Consider the following 21,762-nt stretch of genomic DNA (forward strand, 5'->3'; position numbering starts at 1 on the left):
GCATGGGCGGTATTCGGACAGTAGCCTGGAACAACTCGCCCCGCCCCACGCTCGGCGTGGAGTGGGAGGTCGCGCTCGTCGACCGGGACACCCGCGATCTCTCCAGCACCGCGTCGGCGATCCTCGACGAGGTCGGTGAGCTGCGGGCCGCCGACGGGCGGCCGATGGTCACCAAGGAGTTGCTGCGCAACACCGTCGAATTGGTGAGCGGGGTGCACGACACCGCCGGCGAGGCGGTCGACGAGCTGGTCGGCGCCATGGACGTCGTGCGCCGGGCCGCGGACCCGCTCGGGGTCGATCTGTTCTGTGCGGGCACGCATCCGTTCGCGCAGTGGTCGACCCAGCAGCTGACCCGCAGCCCGCACTACGACGAGCTCATCGAGCGCACCCAGTGGTGGGGCCGCCAGATGCTGATCTGGGGTGTCCACGTGCACGTGGGAATCTCGCACCGGGAGAAGGTCTTTCCGATCCTGAACTCGCTGCTGCTGTCCTATCCGCATCTGCTGGCGCTCTCGGCGTCCTCGCCGATGTGGGCCGGGATCGACACCGGGTACGCGAGCAACCGGGCGATGATGTTCCAGCAGCTGCCCACCGCCGGCCTGCCGTTCCAGTTCGAGGCGTGGGGCGATTTCGAGGACTATGTCCACGATCAGCTCAAGACCGGGGTGTTCGAGCAGCTCGGCGGGATGCACTGGGATATCCGGCCGGCACCCAAGTGGGGCACGATCGAGGTCCGGGTCTGCGACGGAACACCAAGTCGCGCAGAGCTTTCCGCGCTCGCGGCCTTGATCCACTGCCTGGTGGTGGACCTGGACCGGCGGCTGGAGGCCGGGGAGCGGCTGCCGACGATGCCGCCGTGGCACGTGCAGGAGAACAAGTGGCGGGCCGCCCGCTACGGCCTGGACGCGATCGTCATCACCGACGCGGCCGGCAACGAACGGCTGGTCACCGACGACCTCACCGATCTGCTGAACCGGCTGGAACCGACCGCCGCCCGGCTGGGGTGCGCGGCGGAGCTGGCCGCGGTCGCCGACATCCCGGTCCGGGGCGCGTCCTATCAACGGCAGCGCCGCGTCGCGGCGGAATCGGACGGCGATCTGGTCGCCGTCGTCGACTCCGTGGTGAGTGAACTGGAGGCCTGACCTCCGCAAATGTTCGCCTGGGGTTTCTCGCCACCACCTGGTGAGAAGGGCGACGTTCATCGCGTGTTTACTATGGTCGAATGCTCCTCGACGACCCGCGCTCCAGCTTCGGCGGTGCACCTCACCGTCGGCGGTACGCGGTTCCGTCCCGCCGGGCCCTGCGCTCGATCGGTTTCGCCGCTGTCCCGCTGTTCCTGATCACGCTGCAGATCGTGGCCTCCCGCAACAACTTCGAAGGTCCGCTGGAGACGCTCTGGCACGACTACACCGGGGTCCCGAAGTCCTTCTCCACCGCCTGGGCGGCACTGCTGCTGACCCTGGTCGGGCTGACCTGGCGTTACCGCGCACTGGTATTCGGGGCAGCGGTGCTCCTCGACGCGGTCTACGCCGGAGTCCGGGTACTGCTGGGCGGCCGATTCGTTCTGGGTAACGGCCCGGTCGTGGCGATCACCGGGCTGGTGCTGCTGGCCTGGCTGGGCTGGGAAGGCAAGAAGCGGGCCGACGCGCTGCACGCGGCCGCCCTCGGCGCGCTGCTGATTCTGGCCACCATGGTCGGCGACGTCTGGCTGCGCATCACCGTGCTGGCCGGTCCCAGCGTCCAGGACCGCTACGTCGTGCTCGCCGACCACGCCTTCGGTGAGCCGTCCTGGATCATGGGCCGCGTACTGGCCGCGGCGCCGGCGCTCGCGTCGGTACTGCACTGGGTCTACCTCGAACTGCCGTTCGGCGCCGGACTCGTCGCCATCTGGCAGCTGCGCAACGTCGTCACCAGCGACCGGTGGCCCTCGCACTACATCGTGCGGACCTTCCTGGTGCTCGGCCTGGTCGGGCCGATCTGCTACGTGCTGTTCCCCGTCGTCGGGCCGATCTTCGCCTACGGCAGCTTCGGACACCAGTTCTCGCTCGGCGACTACTGGCCGCACACCGTCCCGCCGCTGGACCACAACCCCGGCTCGATGCCGTTCGACAACATCACCCCGCGCAACTGCATGCCGTCCATGCACACCGCGTGGGCGACGAGTGTCTTCCTGCACTCGCGCCGCGCCGCCGACGGCAGCCTGGCACCCCGGTGGTTGCGCTGGCTCGGCGCGTTCTGGCTCGCCGCGACCCTCGGCGCCACCCTCGGCTTCGGCTACCACTACGGCACCGACCTGGTCGCCGGGTTCGTACTCTGCCTGGCCCTGGAGAGCGCGCTGCGCGAACCCGAACGCGGCTGGGACCGTACCCGAGCCGGGCTCGTCGCGGGCGGTGCGGCACTGCTGGCCGTGCTGCTGCTGTCCTACCGGTACGGCGCGGAGTGGATGGCCGCGCACCCGTTGCCCGCCGGGCTGATGGCGATCGGCGCGGTCGCGATGTACGCGCGGATGTTCTGGGCCACCTGGTTCCCGGCGCCCGCGCTGATCGGCCGGGCCGACCCGGTGCCGGTCCGCAGCTGATCGCAGTCGCGGCGTAAGACGTTCGGCCGCCCCGTTTTCCGCGCCCGGCGGGCCGGGCCTCAGAGGTCGTCCTCGCGTTCGTGGTACAGCATCAGGCCTTCGTTGCGGCGCTCCTCGCGATAGGCGGTGCGGCCGATCAGATGGGCGATGGCCGGCGCGGTCGCCAGCGTGAACAAGCCGGTCAACACCAGCATCCACACGTCGCGGTGGCCGCGCAGCAGGACCGACGCGCCCAGCAGCACCAGGATCAGCCCGACCACTTGCGGTTTCGTGGCCGCGTGCATCCGAGACAGGGTGTCGGGGAAGCGGACCAGCCCCAGCGACGCGGTCAGCGACAGGAAGCTGCCCACCAGCAGCAGCGTCGCCGCCAGGAACCGCAACGCGGCGTCGAGCGCGCTCACCGATCGTCCCGCACCCGGAAGCGGGACACGGCCGCCGAGCCGAGGAACCCGACCAGCGCCAGCGCCACCACCCCCGGCAGCACAGTCGTGTTGTCGCTGAAGGCCGCCCACACCGTGAGCCCCGACGCCGACAGCGCGACCAGCGAGTCCACCGCCACCACCCGGTCCAGGGTGCCGGGCCCGGCCAGCGCCCGGTAGCTGGTCAGCACCGCCGCCGCGACCAGCATGACGGCCGCGATCGCGGTGACCACGGTCATGTGTCCTCCTGCCATTCGTTCGGCCGCTCGAACGCCGAGATCAACAGCCGTTCCAGCCGGCGCGTCGTGCGATAGAAGTAGTCCACCGATTCGTCGCTGCTCACGTCGAGCACGTGCACCCACAGGGTCGAGGTGTCCCGATCCAGTTCCAGCACCATCGTTCCCGGGATCAGGTTCAGCACGTCCGCGCACAGCACCAGCACCATCGGTGAGCGGATCGTCATCCGCACCCGCAGCACCCCCGACACCGGCGCCCCCGCCGGGCGGACCGAGAACCAGGCGACCTGAAAACTGGATTCCAGTGCGTAATAGGTGCTCACGATGACCAGCCACAACAGCGACAGCGGGTGCAGCCGACCGTGGATCGACACCCGCGGCAGTGGCAGCAACATCGTGATCAGAGCCGCGATCACCAGTCCGGCAACCATATTGGCCACACTGAAATCGCTCCACAGCACCGTGTACACCAGCGCCAGCCACAGCAGCACACCCAGCCGGACCAGCCGGTCCCGGTTCACCGGCCCGCTCCCAGCACGGTGCCGATGTAGCCGTCGCGATCGGTGAGATCGGCGGCCGCCCGCTCGGCGATCCCGAGCAGCGGTCCCGCGAACACCGCCATCGCCAGCCCCACCCCGATCAGCGCGACCGTCGGCACCAGCATCAGCAGCGGAATCCGGCCCGGATGCGGGCGCTCGGAGAACAGCACGTCCTCGGCCGACTCGTCGATCAGGGCCGACGGCGCCGCATCGGACAGTGTGCCCTCCGGGGCCTGTAACCGCGGCCGCCAGAACGCCTTCGACCACACCCGGGCCATCGCGTACAGGGTCAGCAGGCTGGTCACCACCGCACCCGCCACCAGCACCCAGGCCAGGACACTGCCCGCCTTCGCGCCCGCCTGCAGCAGCGCCACCTTGCCGATGAATCCCGAGAACGGTGGAATACCACCGAGATTCAACGCCGGAATACCGAACAGCAGGGCCAGTACGGGTGTGGTCCGCAGCAGCCCGCCGAGCCGGTCCAGCGACGCCGACCCGGCCTGCCGTTCGATCAGGCCCACCACCAGGAACAGCGTGGTCTGCACCAGAATGTGGTGGGCCACATAGAAGACCGTGCCCACCAGCCCCGCCGCGGTACCCAGCCCGACCCCGAACATGAGATATCCGATGTGGCTGACCAGGGTGAACGACAACAGCCGCTTGATATCGCTCTGCGCGATGGCGCCCAGGATGCCGACCAGCATGGTGAGCAGACCGCAGATCAGCAGGATCGTGTCGAAGCGTCCCTCCGGGAACAGCAGGGTCCGGGTCCGGACGATCGCGTACACACCGACTTTGGTGAGCAAGCCGGCGAACACCGCGGTCACCGGCGCCGGCGCGGTCGGATAGGAGTCCGGCAGCCAGTTCGACAGCGGGAACACCGCGGCCTTGATCCCGAACGCCACCAGCAGCACCGCGAAGATGGCGCTGCGCACCCCGGTGGGCAGTTGCGGTGTGCGCGTTGCCATATCGGCCAGGTTCAGCGTGCCGGTCGCGGCGTAGGCGAGCGCGATGCCGATCAGGAAGATCAGCGACGACACCATCGACACCATCACGTACGACACCCCGGCCCGCACCCGCTCCGCGCTCGCGCCCAGCGTCAGCAGCACGAACGAGGCGGCCAACAGCACCTCGAACCCGACGAACAGATTGAACAGGTCACCGGCCAGGAAGGTGATCGAAACCCCGGCGCTCAGTACCAGATACGTGGGCTGGAAGATCGAGGTCGGCTGCCGTTCGGTGCCGTCGGAGATACCCTGCCCGACCGCGTACACGAGCACCGCGAGCAGCACGATCGCCGACACCAGCAGCATCGCCGCCGCCAGTCGGTCCACCACCAGCGTGATCCCGATCGGAGTGTGGATCCCGCCCACCTGCACCACCAGCGTGCCGTGCCGGTCCACCCGGACCAGCAGCAGCGCCGTCACCGCGACCACCGCCGACAGCGCGGCCACCGACACCGTCTGCTGGAACCGGGGACGCCGGCCCACGATGAGCGTGGTGGCGGCGGTGAGCATCGGGATCAGCACCGGCAGCGGGACCAACACCGCCGGGGCGAAGGATTCGGTGGTGAGGCTCATCGCTGCGCCTCGCTTCGTCCGCTCATTGTTCCGGGTCCTCGCCCTCGCGCTTGGCCGCGACTTTCACGTCCTCGGGGTCGTCCTCGACCTGTTCGGAGGTGGTCAACCAGTAGGCCCGGTAGGCCAGCGCCAGGATGAACGCCGACAGGCCCATGGTGATCACGATCGAGGTGAGCACCATCGCCTGCGCCAGCGGATCGGCCATCGTCGAATGCGCCTTGTCGCTCTCCCCGAGGATCGGCGGCCGCCCGGCCGGGCCCGCGACGGTGACGATCAGCAGATTGAGCCCGTTGCCGATCAGGATGAGCCCCAACAGCATCTTCGACACGACCCGTTCCAGAACCAGGTACACCCCGGCCGTGACGAGCCCGAAAATCAGGACCAGCAGCGTGATGTCGGAGCTCTCGGTGAAGTTCATCGCACCTTTTCCTCGGTGTCGAGGCGGGCGCCGAGGCTGCGCAGCACGTCCAGCACCAGGCCCAGCACGATCAGGTAGACACCGAGATCGAACAGGGTGGCGGTCACCAGATGGATCTCGCCGAGCACCGGCAGATGCAGCTCGATCACCGCCGACGACAGTGGCGGCGCGCCCAACACCAGTGAGCCGGTGGCGGTTCCGGCGGCCAGCAGCAGACCGGCGCCGAGCAGATGCCCGGCGTCCACCGGCAGCGCCTCGGCCAGCTCGTAGCGGCCGCCCGCGAGATACCGCAGCACCAGCGCGAGTCCGGCGGTCAGCCCGCCCGCGAAACCGCCGCCGGGGGCGTTGTGGCCGGAGAAGAAGAAGTACACCGACAGCACCATGATGGTCGGGAACAGCAGCCGGGTGGTCATGGCCAGCACCATCGAGCGTTCGCCGCGCGGGACCAGCGCGGCCGCCGACAGCCAGTAGTCCGAGGCCGGGTTCGGGTCGTAGCCCGGCGCGTCCGCCACCCGCGGCAGCGTGCCGAACCGGCGGTTGCGGAACATCAGCGACGCGACGCCGGTGGCGGCGACGACCAGGACCGAGATCTCACCGAAGGTGTCCCAGGCCCGGATGTCGACCAGCAGCACGTTCACCGAGTTCTTGCCCCCCAATGCCTGTGCGGCACTGGGGATCCGGTGCCAGATCGGCTCGGTCGAGCGGGCGGCCGTGGCGAAGGCGGCGAGGACGCAGACCGACAGCCCGACGCCGACCGCCAGCAGCGACCGGTAGAGCTTGCCCGTGGCCTGGCGCGACGGCTCCACCTCGGCCGGGAACTTGCGCAGCACCAGCACGAAGATCACCAAAGTCAGTGTCTCGACCAGGAATTGGGTCAGCGCCAGATCGGGTGCGCCGTGCAGCGCGAAGATCACACCGCAGCCGTACCCGGTGACCCCGACCAGCAGCACCGCCGCGAGCCGGTTGCGCATGATCGTGGCGCCGAACGCCATCGACAGCATGATGCCGCCGATCACCACCTCGAACGGAGACTCCCACGGCCGCATCCGGATCGGGACTCGCTCGGCGGTGAACAGCATCGCCGGCGGCAGCACCACGAGCGTGGTCAGGATCAGCGCCTGGGTCAGCGGCAGCGAACCGCGCTGGGTGGCCCGGGTCATGCGCAGCGACAATTGGTCCATCGCGCGCACGGTCGCGTCGTAGGCGCGGTCGGCGTTACCCAGGCGCGGCGTGGCGGATTCACCGATCCGGTCCCGGATGTCGAACAGGATCAGCCCGCAGCCGATGATCACCAGGGTCAGGGTCAGCGGCACCCCGAAACCGTGCCAGGGACGTAAATGCCCGGTCAGCTCGCCGGGCAGCGTCTCCGCGTACGGCCGCAGATACCGGTCCAAGGTGAGCGCGGCCGGACCGGCCACCAGACTCGCGACCGCGAGCACCGCCGGTGAGGACAGGAACGCCGCCGACGGCGGATGCCAGTGGGACGGCGGCTCGGGTGTGCCGTCGGCGGCCCGCCGGGTTCCGAAGGCGCCCCACAGGAATCGGGCACTGTAGGCCAGGGTCAGGATCGAACCCGCCGCCACGCCGGTGATCAGGACCAGCCGCACCGGCTCGGACAGGTTGGGTGCGTCCAGGATCGCCGCCAGAGCGCTCTCCTTGACCACGAAACCGAACAGCGGCGGAATCCCGGCCATACTCAGCGCGGCCAGTCCCGCGACCACCGCCAGCACCGGCGCCTGCCGCCCGATTCCGGAGAGCCGCCGCAGATCCCGGGTGCCGGCGCTGTGGTCGACGATGCCGACCACCATGAACAGCGCGCCCTTGAACAGCGCGTGCGCGATCACCATGCTCACCCCGGCCAGGCCCGCGTCCGGGGTGCCGATCCCGACCAGCGTCATCATGAAACCCAGCTGGCTGACCGTGCCGAACGCCAGCACCAGTTTCAGATCGTGCACCTGCAGCGCGCGCAGCCCCGCCAAGATCATCGACAGCAGGCCCAGCCCGAGCACCATCGGATGCCACGGCGGCGACACCGCGAACGTGGGCGCGAGCCGGGCCACCAGGTACACACCGGCTTTCACCATCGCCGCGGCGTGCAGATACGCCGACACCGGGGTGGGCGCGGCCATCGCGCCCGGCAGCCAGAAGTGCAGCGGGACGATCGCGGACTTGGCGAGCGCGCCGATCAGGATCAGCACCAGCGCCACCGTCGTGCTCAGGTTCTGCGGGTTGGCCGTCGCCAGCAGCGTCGACAGCCGGTAGGTGTTGTACTGCTCGCCGAGCACCACGATGCCGACCAGCATGGCCAGCCCGCCGGCGCCGGTGACGAGCAGCGCCTGCAACGCGGCGCGCCGCCCGGGCAGCAGGTCCGCGTGATGGCCGACCAGCAGGAAGGACAGGACGGTCGTCGCCTCCCAGAAGGTATAGAGCAGCAACGTGTTGTCGCTGATCACCAGCCCGAACATGGCCCCGGCGAAGGCCACCATGTATCCGGCGAAGATGCCCAGCCGCTGCCGGTCCTGGTCGTCGGAGAAGTAGGCCGCGCAATAGATCAGGACCAGGGTGCCGATGCCGAGGATCAGGGTCGACATGATCGAGGAGAGATCGTCGAAGCGGACGTCGAAATCGAGGTGTATGCCTGGCGCCCAGGCGATTTCGACGCGCTGCCGGGAATTCCAATGCGTCAGAACCCAGATCAGGCCGCCGAGGGGGACCAGCGCCACCGGATAGAAGCCGTGGCGTCCCAGTGCGCGTACGCAGGCCGGCGCGAGCAAGGCGGCCAGCGCGTGTGCGAGCAGGATGGGCAGCAAACGGCACTCCGACGACTCTGCGGCGTGTAAGGACTCGATCCTACGTGTCGGACTCGCCGGTTTCGGCCAACGGATCTATGGTGTCGGCCATTGCCGAGCCGTCGTGGGTATCACCGCTATCGGCCGGCGACCCCGCGTCGGGAGCGGGTGGTTCGGTTGCCGCGGGCGCGGATTCGGGCCGCAGCCGATACAGCACGGCCAGCCCTAGCATGCAGCCGATCGTGAGCACGAGCCCGGCCACGTGCGGGGTCGCCGACCGCATCGGCGGCATCGGGTACAGCATCCAGCGGCCGTTGGTCACGGTGACCGTGCCGAAGTCGGGCATCAGCAACTCGTTGCGCAGCGCCATGATCGCGGTCGGCGCGAAGATCACGACGGTTCCCACCACCCAGCTCGACGGGTTCTGTGGCCGGAAGCTGCCGAAGCACAGCCCGCCGATCAGCGCGATCGCGGCGGCGACCACGCTCGGGTGCAGCACCCCGGTGACATTGTCGGCGCAGTAGGCGATGCCGTACACGGCCGCCAGGATCATCCCGGCGAAGGCGGTGAACGGCAGCGGCCGGAAGAATCCGGCCAGCACGCCGACCGCCACCATCGCCATGAGCAGGGCCGCCAGCGGCCGGCCGACCTGTTGCGGGACCAACCCGGCCGAGACGGCCGCGAGCGCGGTGGTCATCAGCAACAGCGCGCCGTCGCGATCGGGCATGAGCAGGGCGGCCACCCAGGACGCGACCAGGGTCGCGCCGACCACCAGGACCATATCGGCGACGTCGTCGCCGCGCGGCGCCAGCCACAGCGAACCGACCAGCGCGGCGGTGACCACCACGACGCCGGCCAGCAGCGGCCGGATCGGCAGGTCCGGCGCCTGGGTGTCGCCGGTGACCCGGCGGCGGTCGATCACCGCGCAGATCAGGACCAGGACGAGGACGACGCGCAGCCACAGGATGGGCGGCAGGTTGCCGTGCCTCCAGAACTCGAGTTCGTTTGCGCCCAGAACCACGGCATTGTGCGCGACGGGCAGTGTCGATCCGACGATGATGGCGCCGGCCGCGCCGAGCGACCAGCCGAGGATCTGCGGCCGGTCCCGCACCGCGGCGACCGCGACCGCACCGAGCAGCACGCCGCCGCCGACCGCGTCCAGGAAGTTGACCGTGGCCATGGTCGAGGTCACGGTGGTGTGGGCGGTGATCGAGTGGTCGATATAGAGGAGGCCGATTCCGGCCAGTGCCGCGACCCAGGCCGAGATCAAGCGGGGCATGACGGCGGTGACCACCGCGACGATGACCGCGGTGACGGCGCCGGTCGCGATCGCCTTGGGCAGGCTGGACGAGAGCAGGTTGACCTGCATGACCGAGCTGCCGGGAGACCAGTCGTAGTTCACCGGGAGCATCACTGTCAGCCCGGCGACCATGGTCGCCAGGCAGGTCGTGATCGATTCCAGCGCAACGCCGAACCTCCGCACCCAGAGCAAAGTACCGGTGCGGCCGGGTCGCGGGGGCTCGACGTGCCGATTGCGGGCATATTGCTCGCAGGGGGCAATTCGCCGTCCGATTCCCCGTTTCGCGTCGGGTTCAGCGTGTCGCGCGCGCCCGGTTCAGCGCGCCGACCGCGCCGGGTCGGCGGACTCGGTCAGCGCGTCTCACGCCGTTCGGCGTAGAGCCGCAGGGCCTCGACCTGGGCGGCGTCCAGCGACGGCCGGACCGCGGCGCGGGCGGTCGCGAGATCCGCGCCGGTGACGGTGGCGGCGTCCACGTCCCGCCGCATCGCCGCCAACGCGGCCTCGCGGAGCAGGGCCGCGCAGTCGGCCGCCGAATAGCCGTCGAGCTCTTCGGCCACGGCCGGCAGTTCGATGTCGGCGCCCAACGGGACCGCGCGGCTCGCGGTGCGCAGGATCTCGGCGCGCGCGGCGGCGTCCGGCGGCGGCACGAACACCAGCCGCTCCAGGCGGCCCGGGCGCAGCAGCGCCGGGTCGACCAGCTCGGGACGGTTGGTGGCAGCGACCACCACCACGTCACGCAGCGGCTCCACGCCGTCGAGTTCGGTGAGCAGCGCGGCCACCACCCGGTCGCCGACGCCGGAGTCGTTGCTCTGCCCGCGGCGCGGCGCGAGGGCGTCGATCTCGTCCAGGAAGATCAGTGAAGGCGCCGAATCCCTTGCCCGCTGGAACAATTCGCGGACCGCGCGCTCGGAGGAACCGACCCACTTGTCCATCAGTTCGGCGCCCTTGACCGCGTGCACGCTGAGCTGCCCACTGCCGGCCAGAGCCCGGACCAGGAAGGTCTTACCGCAGCCCGGCGGGCCGTAGAGCAGGACGCCGCGCGGCGGGTCGATCCCCAAGCGGGCGAACGAATCCGGGTGGCGCAGCGGCCACAGCACCGCCTCGGTGAGCGCTTGCTTGGTCTCGGCCATATCGCCGACGTCGTCCAGCGACAGGCTGCCGATCGCCAATTCCTCGGTGCCCGAACGCGACAGCGGGCGGATCACCTGCAGTGCCCCGGACAGGTCGGCCTGCGTCAGGGCCGGGTCCGCCCGATCGTGGTTGACCCGCGCGGCCGCCCGCATGGCGGCCTCCCGGCGCAGTGCCGCCAAGTCCGACACCACGAAACCCGGTGTGCGCGCGGCGATATCGTCGAGATCCAGATCCTCGGTCGGGACCTTGCGCAGCAGCTCGGCGAGCAGGGCCTTACGCACCGCGGCGGTCGGCAGGGTCAGCGCCACCTCGCGATCGCACAGTTCCGGCGCCCGCAACCGTGCGTCGAGGGCGGACGGATGCGCGGTGGTCGCCACGAACGCGACGCCCGGGGTGGCCACGGCGGCCCGCAACTGGTCCAGGATCAGGGTGGCGACCGGTTCCGGCTCGCTCGGCAGCAGGGCGTCGATATCGGTGATGAGCAGGACTCCGCCTGCGCCGGAACAGATATCGGCCACCGCCAGCCCGATCGCGCGCAGCCGGTTGCCCGCCTCCGTGGCACCCGCGGACGGCCCGTCCAGCTCCACGAGCCGCCGCGCCCCGATCACCGCCCGGGCCAGGGTCGCCTTGCCGGCGCCGGCGGGACCGGTGATCAGAACACCGAGATGTGGTGGGGCGCCGAGAGTTCGGAGCAGATCCGGCTCGTCGAGCGCGAGGCTGAGCCACTCGGTGAGCTTCGCGACCTGCGCCTGCACCCCGACCAGTTCGGCCGGCGCCACCGCCTCGGGCCGCGCGGGCCGCACCGCCGCGGGTGCCGCCGCCTCGGGCGGAGCATCCGCGGCGGCGCCGGCCACCGCCGGACCCCACACCACCGCGCTGTTCGGCTGCACACTGACCGGGCCCGGCGCCGGATCGGTCGCGGTGACGGTGAGCAGCTCGGAGGTCCAGGCGATCCCGAAAGTCCGCGACAGCGCCTGGGTGGCGGCCGCCGAACTGGTTCCCGGGCCCAGATCGCGCGGCAGCAGCGAGACGGTGTCGCCGACGCTGACCACCTTGCCCAGCAAGGCTTGCCGCAGCGTCTCCGGCGGGATGGTGGCGGCCGCGTGCGCCGAACCGGTGACCGACAGCTGCCGCGCGCCCTGCACCGTCACCGGCGCGACGGTGACGGTGGCGTTCTCCCGGACCCCGGCATTGGACAGCGTGACGTCGTCGAGCAGCACCGCGCCGGCGGGCGTGTCCGCCGGTGCGATACCGGCCACCGCCGCGGTCCGCCGGGCGCCGAGCACCGCGATCCCGTCCCACTCGCGCAGACCCAAGGCGGCCAGCGCTTCCGGATGCAACCGGACCACACCCCGGCGGGCATCGGCGGCGGAGAAGTTGAGCCGGGCGGTCAGCGACAGTTCAGGCACTCGATCATTGTGCGCCAGAGTCGCTCGCCGGCAGAGACCGCGCAGCACAGCCGCACAGCGATCTAGCCGAGGCTCCAGGTCGCGGTCACGGTGAACGACACCGTCTGGGTGCCGGGCTCGAGCGGGATCTCCGGCATCGCCTGCATGCCGCGCGGCGCCGGCGCCGGACCCGACGACGGCGCCTCGTTGATCGACTTCACGTCCCGCAGTTTCAACCCGGCCAGGCCCGCGTACTGCTCGGCGCGGCTCTTGGCGTCGGCGAAGGCGCGCGAACGGGCGTCGGACAGCAGCTTGGTGTCGTCCTCGATCGCATACGACACGTTGTGGATCCGGACATCGTTGCCGCCCGCCGTCACCGCCGCGCCCAGCACGCTGGACGCCTTGCCCAGATCGCGGATCGTCGCCCGCACGGTGTTGGTGGCGCGGAAACCGGTGACGGCCCGATCCGGTCCGGTTTCCGACTGCAACGTGACCTCGGTGGTACGGATATCGGCGCGCTGCACCCCGGCCGCGACCATCGCGTCGGTGACCGCCTTCGACGCGGTGTTCGCGGCGGCGATCGCGCCCGACACGTCCGCACCGGTCACCTCCACCCCGAGGTCGGCGTCGAGGGTGTCCGGCGCGCCCTGCACCTGGCCCGTCCCCACCACGGTGACCTCCCGGCTCGACGATTCCGCCGGAGTGTCGCTACCGCAGCCGGCCATCAGCGCCGCCAGGCCCACCAACCCGGCGACCGTACCTGTGAGTTGTCGCATACCCGCGAAAATACGGGGGCCCGGCTCGGAACGGCGGTAACCGAGGTCAGCGCGTCAGCGCGGTGCCGATCAGCGTTCGGCCGCGGCCTTCAGCCGGCCGAGGGTCTCGTTCATGCCGAGGACCAGGTCGGCCTCGAAGCGCTGCTCGCCGCCGAGGAACTTCTCGATCAGCACCTGGACCGGCTTGGCGACCCCGGTGGGAATGTCGCGGCGCTCGACGACCCGCGTGCCGTTCTCGATGGCTTCCAGGGTGAACGACCAGATCGTGGTGTTCTCGTTCATCCGGAAGGACAGCTGCCGGTTCGGCTCGTAGGCCAGGATCTTGGCGGTGGTCGGGTAGTACTTCCAGCCCACCTTGTTGAGGTTGACCGTCCAGGTGCCGGCCTTCGGCGCGCCCAGCGGCTGCATCTTCAGCGTGGTCGGGCTCAGCTCCTGCATCCGGGCCAGATCGCCGAGCACTCCCCACACCTGCTCGGGCGTGGCGTGGATGTCGATGGTCGCTTCGAGGGGGCTGGGCATCGTCGCCTCCGGGTATCCAGAACTGCTGCCGTGCAGTGGTCGGCTCGATCCTATCGGGGCGATCCGGGAACGGAGAATGTCAGTGAAACGCGCAATACTCGTAAGCGTGACCGCACCGACCGCAACCAAGCCCGCCATTCTCAGCGTGGACGACGATCCGGCCGTGTCCCGGGCGGTGGTTCGCGACCTGAGGCGCCGGTACGGCGGCGACTACCGGATCCTGCGCGCCGAGTCGGGTGCCTCGGCGCTCGAGGTGCTCGGTGAGCTCAAGTTGCGCGGCCAGTCGGTCGCGGTACTGATCGCCGACTACCGGATGCCCGGCATGGACGGCATCGAATTCCTCGAGCAGGCCATGGATCTGCACCCCTATGCGCGCCGGGTGCTGCTCACCGCCTACGCCGACACCAATGCCGCCATCGAGGCCATCAACGTGGTCGATCTGGACCACTATCTGCTCAAGCCGTGGGACCCGCCGGAGGAGAAGCTGTATCCGGTGCTCGACGCGCTGCTCGAGTCGTGGCGCGGTGACGAGCGCCGGCCGGTGCTGGAGACCCGGGTGGTCGGCCACCAGTGGTCGGCGCGCTGTTCCGAGGTGCGGGAGTTCCTGGCCCGCAACCAGCTGCCCTACCGCTGGTATCCGATGGACGAGCCGGAGGGCGCGAGTCTGCTCAAGGCCGCCGGCGCCGAACCGGAACAGTGTCCCGTCCTCATCGACGCCACCGGCCGCACGGTATTCGAGCCCAGCGACGCCGAACTGGCCGAGTTCGTGGGCCTGCAGACCGCGCCCAGCGGCGAGTTCTACGACCTGATCGTGATCGGCGGCGGTCCGGCCGGGCTGGGTGCGGCCGTATACGGCGCCTCCGAGGGGCTGCGCACGGTGCTGGTCGAGCGCACCGCCACCGGCGGGCAGGCCGGGCAGAGTTCTCGGATCGAGAACTACCTGGGCTTCCCGGACGGGCTGTCCGGGGCGCAGCTGGCCGACCGGGCGCGGCGGCAGGCGGTGAAGTTCGGTGCCGAGCTGATCACCGGCCGGTCGGTGGTGGGCCTGGAGGCGTGCGGGGCGGCACGCGTGGTGCGCTTCGCCGACGGCGGCCACATCGCCGCGCACTCGGTGCTCATCGCGACGGGCGTCGAGTACCGCCGCCACCCGGCACCGGGAATCGACGAATTCACCGGTTGCGGTGTGTATTACGGCTCCGCGATGACCGCGGCCGGGGAGTGCGCCGACCGCGACGTGTACGTGGTCGGGGGCGCGAATTCGGCCGGGCAGGCGGCGGTCTTCCTCTCCCGTACCGCGCGCTCGGTGCACATTCTGGTGCGAGGCGAGTCGCTCACCGCGTCGATGTCGCACTATCTGATCGAGCAGATCGACAAGATCCCGAACATCGTGGTGCACACCAGGACCGAGGTCGTGGCCGCTGACGGCGACGGCCACCTGGAGCGAATCGTGCTGCGCGACAACGCGTCCGGTGTGGAGGAGAAGGTCGAGACGGAACGGCTGTTCCTGTTCATCGGCGCGGCGCCCGAGACCGACTGGCTCGACGGAGTGGTCGTGCGCGACGACGACGGCTTCGTCGTCGCCGGGCCGGATCTCATGGTGGCGGGTGCGCTGCCGCCGGGCTGGGAACTGGCGCGTCCGCCGCAGCACCTGGAATCCAGCGTGCCGGGCGTGTTCGTGGCCGGAGACGTGCGCTCCGAATCGGCGAAGCGGGTGGCGTCGGCGGTCGGCGAGGGCGCCATGGCCGTCATGCTCGTGCACCGCTACATCGCCAAACAGTAAGCATTCGAAGGTTTTTCGCCGTAGCGAAGGGAGTCCGATAGTGGGCGTCGAGAGACTGGTCTGTGACCCCGAAGAGCTGCGCACGCTGTTCCTGTTCGAGCATCTCGACGACGAACAGCTCGCGTGGTTGTGTCGCGACGGCCACGTCGAATACCACGAGGCCGGCCCGGTTTTCGCCGAGGGCCAGCCGGCCACCTGCTTCTACGTGCTCATGGACGGCGAGGTGGTCCTGACCAAGAACTCCGCTGGTCAGGAGGTCGAGATGGTGCGTACCGATCATCGCGGCGCCTACTTCGGCGCCTGGTCCTCCTACCTCGGTGACCGCGTCGACCAGCACTACACGTCCAGTGCGTCGGTGACCGGGCGGAGCATGTTGTTCGTGCTACCGGCCGAGGTCTTCGCGACCATGATCCGGGAATGGTTCCCGATGGCGGTCCATCTGCTGGAGGGGATCTTCTTCGGCAACCGCAACTCCGCGCAGATCCTGGGCGAGCGGGAGCGGCTGCTGGCGTTGGGCTCGCTGTCGGCGGGCCTGACCCACGAGCTGAACAATCCGGCCGCGGCGGCGGTGCGGGCCACCGCGGCGCTGCAGGAGCGGGTGCGCGGCATGCGGTCCAAGCTGAAGATGATGGCGGCCGGCAAGTTCGACTCCGCTGTGCTGCAGGTGATGGTCGAACTGCAGGAGGAGGCGGCCCAGCAGGTCGGCAAGGCGCCGGAGCTGGCGCCGCTCGAGGCCGCCGACCGCGAGGACCGGATCGCGGACTGGCTCGACGATCACGGCATCGCCAATGGCTGGGATCTGGCGCCCAACTTCGTCCAAGCCGGCTTCGACACCGACTGGCTGGAGAAGGTGGTGGCCGCGCTGGAGAACTGCGACCAGCACGTGCTGGAGGGCGCGATCCGCTGGCTGGGCTACACCGTCGAGACCGAGCTCCTGCTCGGCGAGATCACCGACTCGACCAACCGGATCTCCTCGCTGGTCGGTGCGGCCAAACAGTATTCGCAGATGGACCGGGCGCCGTTCCAGGTGGTGGACATCCACGAACTGCTGGACAGCACCCTTGTGATGCTCGCCCGAAAGATCGGTGACGGTATCCGGGTGGTCAAGGAGTACGACCACAGCTTGCCCGAAGTTCCTTGTTACGCAGCGGAATTGAATCAGGTGTGGACGAACCTGATCGACAACGCGGTCAGCGCGATGGGCGGTTCGGGTACCTTGACCGTCCGTACCTATCGCGAGAACGACTGTGCCGCAGTGGAAATCTGCGACAGCGGCCCCGGTGTCCCGGAGGAGATCCGCGGCCGGATCTTCGAGCCGTTCTTCACCACCAAACCGGTGGGCGAGGGCACGGGCCTGGGCCTGGACATCTCGTTCCGGATCGTGGTCCGCAAGCACGGCGGCGACATCCGGGTGCAGTCCGTGCCCGGCGACACCCGCTTCATCGTGCGGTTGCCGCTGGAACACCCGGCCGAAGCCGCAGCCCCAACCGACGCACCAGCGACGATCGAAGGGATCTGATCATGTCAGCCAGTGGCAGCACCGAACCGATCGAAGGTATCGACCCGAACGTTCCGCCCAGCGGCACCGGGTGCGTGGAATGCGAAGCGGCCCGAGGCTGGTGGGTACATCTGCGCCGCTGTGCGCAATGTGGCCACGTCGGATGCTGCGACACCTCACCCGAACAGCACGCCAGCAAGCATTTCGCGGCGGCGGGCCACCCGTTCATCCAGAGTTTCGAGCCCGGTGAGGACTGGTACTGGGACTTCCGCTCCGAGGAGATGTACGAGGGCGGCCCCGAACTCGCCGCCCCGCACTCGCACCCGGCCGACCAGCCGGTTCCCGGTCCGCACGGCCGGGTGCCGCGTGACTGGCAGGACCACATCCACTAGGCTGCGCACCCCGAGCTCGGCCGCGCCGCTTCCCGTAAGGTGTGTGCGCGGCCACCTGTGGCCGTCGAATCGACTGTCTGCACGAAAGAGGAGCCTGTGGCCCGCCGTCCCACCCCGCCCGGCACGCCCGATCGCACCGGTGCCGGTCATGTCGTGGACCTGGTCCGCGACGCCGTTCCGCCGCTGCACCCCGCCGGCCTGCCCTTCGTGGCGGCGCCGCTGGCGTTGGCGCTGATCGGGCGGAAGCGGACGTGGCTACGCCGGGCCGGTCTGGGCGCGGCCCTGGCCTCGGCCGCGTTCTTCCGGCACCCGAACCGGGTGCCGCCGACCCGTCCGGGCGTCGTGGTGGCTCCGGCGGACGGCACCATCGCGCTGGTCGACTACGCGGTGCCGCCGGCCGAACTGGGCCTGGGTGAGGTGGAGCTGCCCCGGGTGAGCATCTTCCTGTCGGTGCTGGACGTGCACGTGCAGCGGGTGCCGGTGTCGGGCATCGTGCGACAGGTCTCCTACCAGGCCGGCCAGTTCAAGTCGGCGGACCTGCCGGAGGCGTCGGCGGTCAACGAGCGCAACTCCATGGTGCTCGAGACGATCGACGGTCACCGCGTGACCGTCGTGCAGATCGCCGGTCTGCTGGCCCGCCGCATCGTGTGTGACGCGTCTGCGGGTGACCAGCTGGTCATCGGGGACACCTACGGGCTGATCCGGTTCGGTTCGCGGGTCGACACCTATCTGCCGCTCGGTTCGCGCCTGCTGGTCGAGCCGGGACAGCGGACCATCGGCGCGGAGACCGTCCTGGCCGAACTGCCGTCATGATCGGTGAGTCGCTCGACGGCAGGCGCCGCCGAACGGTCCTGCTGCTACCCAGCGTCGTCACGATCCTGGCGCTGTGTGCGGGATTGTCGGCGGTGAAGTTCGCGCTGGACAACTCCCTGCAGCTGGCGCTGGCGATGATCGGCGCCGCCGCGGTGTTCGACACGCTGGACGGGCGGCTGGCCCGCATGCTCGACGCCACCACCAAGATCGGCGCCGAACTGGACTCGCTCTCGGATGCCATCTCCTTCGGTGTGGCGCCCGCGCTCGTGCTGTATGTGACGCTGCTGAACCAGGATTCGGCCGGCTGGATCATCGCGCTGATCTATACGGTCAGCCTGGTGTTGCGGCTGGCCCGGTTCAACACCCTGATGGACGACGATTCCCGCCCGGATTGGGAGCGGGAGTACTTCGTGGGTGTGCCCGCTCCGGCGGCCGCGCTGATCGCGCTGCTGCCGATCGCGGTGCGCGCGCAGTTCGGGGTCGGCTGGTGGAGCAATGTCGCCGTGGTGTCGGTGTGGGTGGTCTTCGCCGCGCTGTTGGCGGTGAGCACGGTCCCGACGCTGGCCATGAAGTCGGTATCGGTGCGGCCGCAGGCGGCGCCGATCCTGCTGGTGCTGGTCGCGCTGGCGGCCGCGGCGCTGATCACCTTCCCGCTGATTCTGCTCATGGTGCTGGTCGTGCTGTATCTGCTGCACATCCCGTACGCCTGGCGGCAGGCGCGCTGGACCGCGGCTCGGCCCGAGACCTGGCATCACAAGCCCGCGGAACGCCGTGCCCAGCGGCGGGCGTCCCGGCGGCGTCCCGCTGTGCTGACTTCGTCCGCTCGTCTCCGTTTGCGCCGGCCCGGTAGTGGCCGCAGCCGATAGAACTACGAGGAATACGACTCGATGACACGATTCTCGGCCGCCGCGGTCGCCGCGGGCCTGTTGATCTGCGCTCTGTCCGCCTGTTCGGGTAACTCCGGTTCCGATGCCAGCGGGCTGCGCCGAAACGATCCGACCTCGGTGTCGGTGACCTCGTCGACCCGGGCGCCGGTCACCCAGACCTCGACGGCCGCGGATCCGACCACGACGGCGGCGGCCGCGACGAGTTCGGCGCCGGAGTCGGCGTCGGCGACGTTGTGCAAGGACTTCCGCAATCTGGATCCGGCCGCGGCGATCGATCTGATCACGCGGATCCTGCGTGAGCATCCGGGCTCGAAGTTCGACGCCAATCCGAGTGCGGCGATCGCGACCGCGAAGCTGGCGTGTATGTCGTCGTCGTACGCCGACACTTCGGTGGCGTCGGCGGCGGGGATCACCCAGTAGCCGAAGTGGGCGGGGAAATATCGTCAACCAACCGTTGACGAATGGGATTGAGTCAACCTAGAGTTGACGCATGACGAATACGGTACGCCTCGACGACCTGATCGAGGGAATCAAGAAGGCCCGCCCCGACGACGCACTCCTGCAGCTCTCCGACGCCGTGGTGGCGGCCGGGCATCTCGACGACGTCGCCGATCACCTGATCGGCCACTTCGTGGACCAGGCCCGCCGCTCCGGCGCCTCCTGGACCGAGATCGGACAGAGCATGGGCGTCACCAAGCAGGCGGCGCAGAAGCGCTTCGTGCCCAAGGATCCGGGCGACGCGTCCGCGCTCGACCCCAACGCCGGGTTCGCGCGGTTCACGCCGCGGGCCCGCAACGCGGTCGTGGAATCGATGAAGAGCGCGCACGCCGCGCGCAATGCCGAGATCCAGCCCGAGCACCTGATCGTCGGTCTGCTGGCCGAGCCGCAGGGCCTGGCGGCGCTGGCCATCGCCGGTAAGGGGATCGACCTGGAGGCCGTCCGGCAGGCCGCGACCGCCGCCTTCGGCCCGCAGGCCGACGAGCTGCCCGCGCTCATCCCGTACTCGGCCGCGTCCCGCAAGGTGCTGGAGCTGACCTTCCGGGAGGCGCTGCGGCTCGGACACAACTACGTCGGCACCGAGCACATCCTGCTGGCCCTGTTGGAGCACGAGGACGGCAACGGGGTGCTGTCCGGCCTCGGCCTGCGCAAGAACGAACTGGAGGGCGAGCTCGCGCGGCTGCTGACCTCGGCCACGCTCCCGCCCGAAGCCGCGCAGCCGAAGCAGATCTGACCGGACCCACCGTCACCTCGAGCGCGGGCGCCCGCATCGAGGTGACCTCGGCGGATATCGCGCCGGCGCGCCCGGCGATATCAGCCCGCCGTCCGGGCCACGGTGAAGACCCGGCGGTACGGCAGCCAGGTGCTGCCGTCGGGCCGGCGCGGGTAGGCGGCGGCCAGCAGCGGCGCGAGTTCAGCGGTGAACCGGGCCCACTCGGCGTCGTCGAGCGCGTCGCGGACCGGTCGCAGCGCCGTGCCCGACACCCAGGTGAGCACCGGGTTCTCACCGCTGAGCCGCTGGATGTAGGTGGTCTCCCAGGCGTCGACCTCGGCTCCGGCGTCGGACAGCACGTTCGCGTACCCGATCGGGTCGAGGACGCTGTCGGGCTGCAGGATTCCCGCGCGGTGCCGGCTCGCCGTGCGCGGGGGGCCTGCGTGGTCACGCTCCGCTACCGCCTCCGGCCCCTGACCGCGCACGGCGGCGAGCCGGTCCCGCCATTCGGGCCGGTCGGCGAGGTCCTGGATGCACCGATGCGAGGGGGAGTCGAAGGCGCTGGGGACCTGGATAGCGATCCAGGCGCCGCCCGGCAGCTCGCGCGCCCACCGCGTGAGCAGCTCGGCGTGGTCGGGCACCCAGTGCAGGACGGCATTGGAGACGACCACGTCGGTGTCGGCCGCGGGCTTCCAATCGCGAACGTCGAGCAGTTCCGCCTGGATGCCGCGGGCACGGGCGGCGGTGACCATCGCGGGATCGTTGTCCGATGCCTCGACGATCGCCTCGGGCCAGCGGTCGGCGAGGGTTCCGGTGAGGTGACCGGGCCCACAGCCGAGGTCCACGACACGCCGAGGGTGTTCTGCCCGGATGCGCGCGACGAGCTCGAAGAAGGGACGGGCCCGGTGGTTGTCGAACGCCAGATACTGCACGGGATCCCACATCTTCGACTCCAAACTGGTCATAAAAAACCGTACGCTCGTATTTAACCGCTCGCCCGAGGCGGTCGATCCGGTCTCGCCCGTCTACGATGATTCCATGGCGGATGACCTGGACTCCGACCTAATCGGGGGAGAGCTGCGCGACGACCTGCTTCGCGCACTCACTTATGTCTCGACCGAGTCCGGACCTGACGGTAGTTACATCGTGAACGGCGACCTCCCCCCTGAGGTAGCGCCGCCGTTCATCCGTGCCATTTTGCGGATCGAGGCAGAGCTGCTGCTGCACGACGCCGAGCAGGTGGCCCTGGGCAAGGGGGAGCCGCGCACGCAGGAGGAGCGCCGGACCGACGCCTTCCTGGCGCTGGCCCTGCGAGTGACCGATCGTGGCTGAACCACGGCCGGGGATCGACCTTGCACTCGGGTGAGGTGAGTGCTAGAAATGGACCTGGCACTCCACACCTGTGAGTGCTAGGTCGGGACGGTGAGGCCGGTAGAGCCGGTCGTCCGTCGCGGGCACCGAGCCTGGCCAGAACGTGTCAATCCCCTGAATCTGGAGGATCACAACGCA

The 21,762-nt window shown here is 69.9% G+C and carries 21 protein-coding genes; 10 read left to right on the forward strand and 11 right to left on the reverse strand.

Annotated elements, in window-relative coordinates:
* Positions 1–2: 2 nt before the first annotated feature.
* Both EBN03_RS08210 and EBN03_RS08215 read left to right on the forward strand, forming a co-directional pair.
* The gene (locus EBN03_RS08210) at positions 3–1,142 is read left to right on the forward strand and encodes a glutamate--cysteine ligase (protein ID WP_122187278.1); all 1,140 of its coding nucleotides are present in this window, start codon (positions 3–5) and stop codon (positions 1,140–1,142) included.
* Positions 1,143–1,222: 80 nt separating this feature from the next.
* Entirely contained in the window at positions 1,223–2,578 is a 1,356-nt protein-coding gene (locus tag EBN03_RS08215) for a phosphatase PAP2 family protein (RefSeq protein WP_122187279.1), read from the forward strand.
* A 59-nt stretch (positions 2,579–2,637) separates the two neighbouring features.
* Here the strand turns inward: EBN03_RS08215 and mnhG are convergent, their stop codons facing one another.
* The 10 genes from mnhG to EBN03_RS08265 form a co-directional block, all read right to left on the reverse strand.
* Positions 2,638–2,979, reverse strand: a complete 342-nt coding sequence (mnhG, locus tag EBN03_RS08220; RefSeq protein WP_233608237.1) for a monovalent cation/H(+) antiporter subunit G — start codon at positions 2,977–2,979, stop codon at positions 2,638–2,640.
* The gene (locus tag EBN03_RS08225) at positions 2,976–3,236 is read right to left on the reverse strand and encodes a monovalent cation/H+ antiporter complex subunit F (RefSeq protein ID WP_122187280.1); all 261 of its coding nucleotides are present in this window, start codon (positions 3,234–3,236) and stop codon (positions 2,976–2,978) included. Before EBN03_RS08225 ends, mnhG begins: the two co-directional genes overlap by 4 nt.
* Positions 3,233–3,754, reverse strand: a complete 522-nt coding sequence (locus EBN03_RS08230) for a Na+/H+ antiporter subunit E (RefSeq protein WP_122187281.1) — start codon at positions 3,752–3,754, stop codon at positions 3,233–3,235. The genes EBN03_RS08225 and EBN03_RS08230 overlap by 4 nt, the downstream gene beginning before the upstream one ends.
* A complete protein-coding gene (locus EBN03_RS08235; RefSeq protein ID WP_122187282.1) occupies positions 3,751–5,352 on the reverse strand; it encodes a Na+/H+ antiporter subunit D in 1,602 nt (533 codons plus the stop codon). The genes EBN03_RS08230 and EBN03_RS08235 overlap by 4 nt, the downstream gene beginning before the upstream one ends.
* A gap of 22 nt (positions 5,353–5,374) precedes the next feature.
* On the reverse strand, positions 5,375–5,770 hold the full coding sequence (locus tag EBN03_RS08240) for a Na(+)/H(+) antiporter subunit C (protein WP_122187283.1): 396 nt from the start codon (positions 5,768–5,770) through the stop codon (positions 5,375–5,377).
* A complete protein-coding gene (locus tag EBN03_RS08245; protein ID WP_122187284.1) occupies positions 5,767–8,580 on the reverse strand; it encodes a Na+/H+ antiporter subunit A in 2,814 nt (937 codons plus the stop codon). Before EBN03_RS08245 ends, EBN03_RS08240 begins: the two co-directional genes overlap by 4 nt.
* A 40-nt stretch (positions 8,581–8,620) precedes the next feature.
* Positions 8,621–10,042: a glycosyltransferase family protein gene (locus EBN03_RS08250; protein ID WP_122187285.1), complete on the reverse strand. Its 1,422-nt coding sequence runs from the start codon at positions 10,040–10,042 to the stop codon at positions 8,621–8,623.
* 167 nt (positions 10,043–10,209) lie between these two features.
* Positions 10,210–12,399 (reverse strand): AAA family ATPase, encoded by a 2,190-nt coding sequence (locus EBN03_RS08255; RefSeq protein ID WP_122187286.1) that lies wholly within the window; start codon positions 12,397–12,399, stop codon positions 10,210–10,212.
* A gap of 62 nt (positions 12,400–12,461) precedes the next feature.
* Complete coding sequence (locus tag EBN03_RS08260; RefSeq protein ID WP_122187287.1) at positions 12,462–13,154, reverse strand: SIMPL domain-containing protein; 693 nt, start codon at positions 13,152–13,154, stop codon at positions 12,462–12,464.
* 69 nt (positions 13,155–13,223) lie between these two features.
* Positions 13,224–13,673, reverse strand: a complete 450-nt coding sequence (locus EBN03_RS08265; protein ID WP_122187288.1) for an SRPBCC family protein — start codon at positions 13,671–13,673, stop codon at positions 13,224–13,226.
* Between the two features lie 106 nt (positions 13,674–13,779).
* On the opposite strand from EBN03_RS08265, the gene EBN03_RS08270 reads away from it, so the two are divergent.
* The 7 genes from EBN03_RS08270 to EBN03_RS08305 all read left to right on the forward strand — a co-directional run bounded on the left by EBN03_RS08270 (position 13,780) and on the right by EBN03_RS08305 (position 20,274).
* Positions 13,780–15,453, forward strand: coding sequence for an FAD-dependent oxidoreductase (locus tag EBN03_RS08270; RefSeq protein ID WP_199742662.1), 1,674 nt, complete (start codon positions 13,780–13,782; stop codon positions 15,451–15,453).
* Positions 15,454–15,493: 40 nt separating this feature from the next.
* Positions 15,494–16,972: an ATP-binding protein gene (locus EBN03_RS08275; RefSeq protein WP_122187290.1), complete on the forward strand. Its 1,479-nt coding sequence runs from the start codon at positions 15,494–15,496 to the stop codon at positions 16,970–16,972.
* A gap of 2 nt (positions 16,973–16,974) precedes the next feature.
* Positions 16,975–17,343, forward strand: coding sequence for a UBP-type zinc finger domain-containing protein (locus tag EBN03_RS08280; protein ID WP_122187291.1), 369 nt, complete (start codon positions 16,975–16,977; stop codon positions 17,341–17,343).
* A 96-nt stretch (positions 17,344–17,439) separates the two neighbouring features.
* Positions 17,440–18,156, forward strand: coding sequence for a phosphatidylserine decarboxylase (locus EBN03_RS08285; protein WP_122187292.1), 717 nt, complete (start codon positions 17,440–17,442; stop codon positions 18,154–18,156).
* On the forward strand, positions 18,153–19,022 hold the full coding sequence (locus EBN03_RS08290; RefSeq protein ID WP_122187293.1) for a CDP-alcohol phosphatidyltransferase family protein: 870 nt from the start codon (positions 18,153–18,155) through the stop codon (positions 19,020–19,022). The genes EBN03_RS08285 and EBN03_RS08290 overlap by 4 nt, the downstream gene beginning before the upstream one ends.
* 21 nt (positions 19,023–19,043) lie before the next feature.
* Entirely contained in the window at positions 19,044–19,463 is a 420-nt protein-coding gene (locus EBN03_RS33630) for a hypothetical protein (protein WP_147471491.1), read from the forward strand.
* Between the two features lie 70 nt (positions 19,464–19,533).
* Positions 19,534–20,274: a Clp protease N-terminal domain-containing protein gene (locus EBN03_RS08305; RefSeq protein ID WP_122187296.1), complete on the forward strand. Its 741-nt coding sequence runs from the start codon at positions 19,534–19,536 to the stop codon at positions 20,272–20,274.
* 80 nt (positions 20,275–20,354) lie between these two features.
* On the opposite strand, the gene EBN03_RS08310 is transcribed toward EBN03_RS08305, so the two are convergent.
* The gene (locus EBN03_RS08310; protein WP_122187396.1) at positions 20,355–21,197 is read right to left on the reverse strand and encodes a methyltransferase domain-containing protein; all 843 of its coding nucleotides are present in this window, start codon (positions 21,195–21,197) and stop codon (positions 20,355–20,357) included.
* Between the two features lie 94 nt (positions 21,198–21,291).
* On the opposite strand from EBN03_RS08310, the gene EBN03_RS08315 reads away from it, so the two are divergent.
* On the forward strand, positions 21,292–21,585 hold the full coding sequence (locus EBN03_RS08315; protein ID WP_122187297.1) for a hypothetical protein: 294 nt from the start codon (positions 21,292–21,294) through the stop codon (positions 21,583–21,585).
* Positions 21,586–21,762 lie beyond the last annotated feature (177 nt).

The sequence above is a fragment of the Nocardia stercoris genome (assembly GCF_003696265.1).
Lineage (GTDB): Bacteria > Actinomycetota > Actinomycetes > Mycobacteriales > Mycobacteriaceae > Nocardia > Nocardia stercoris.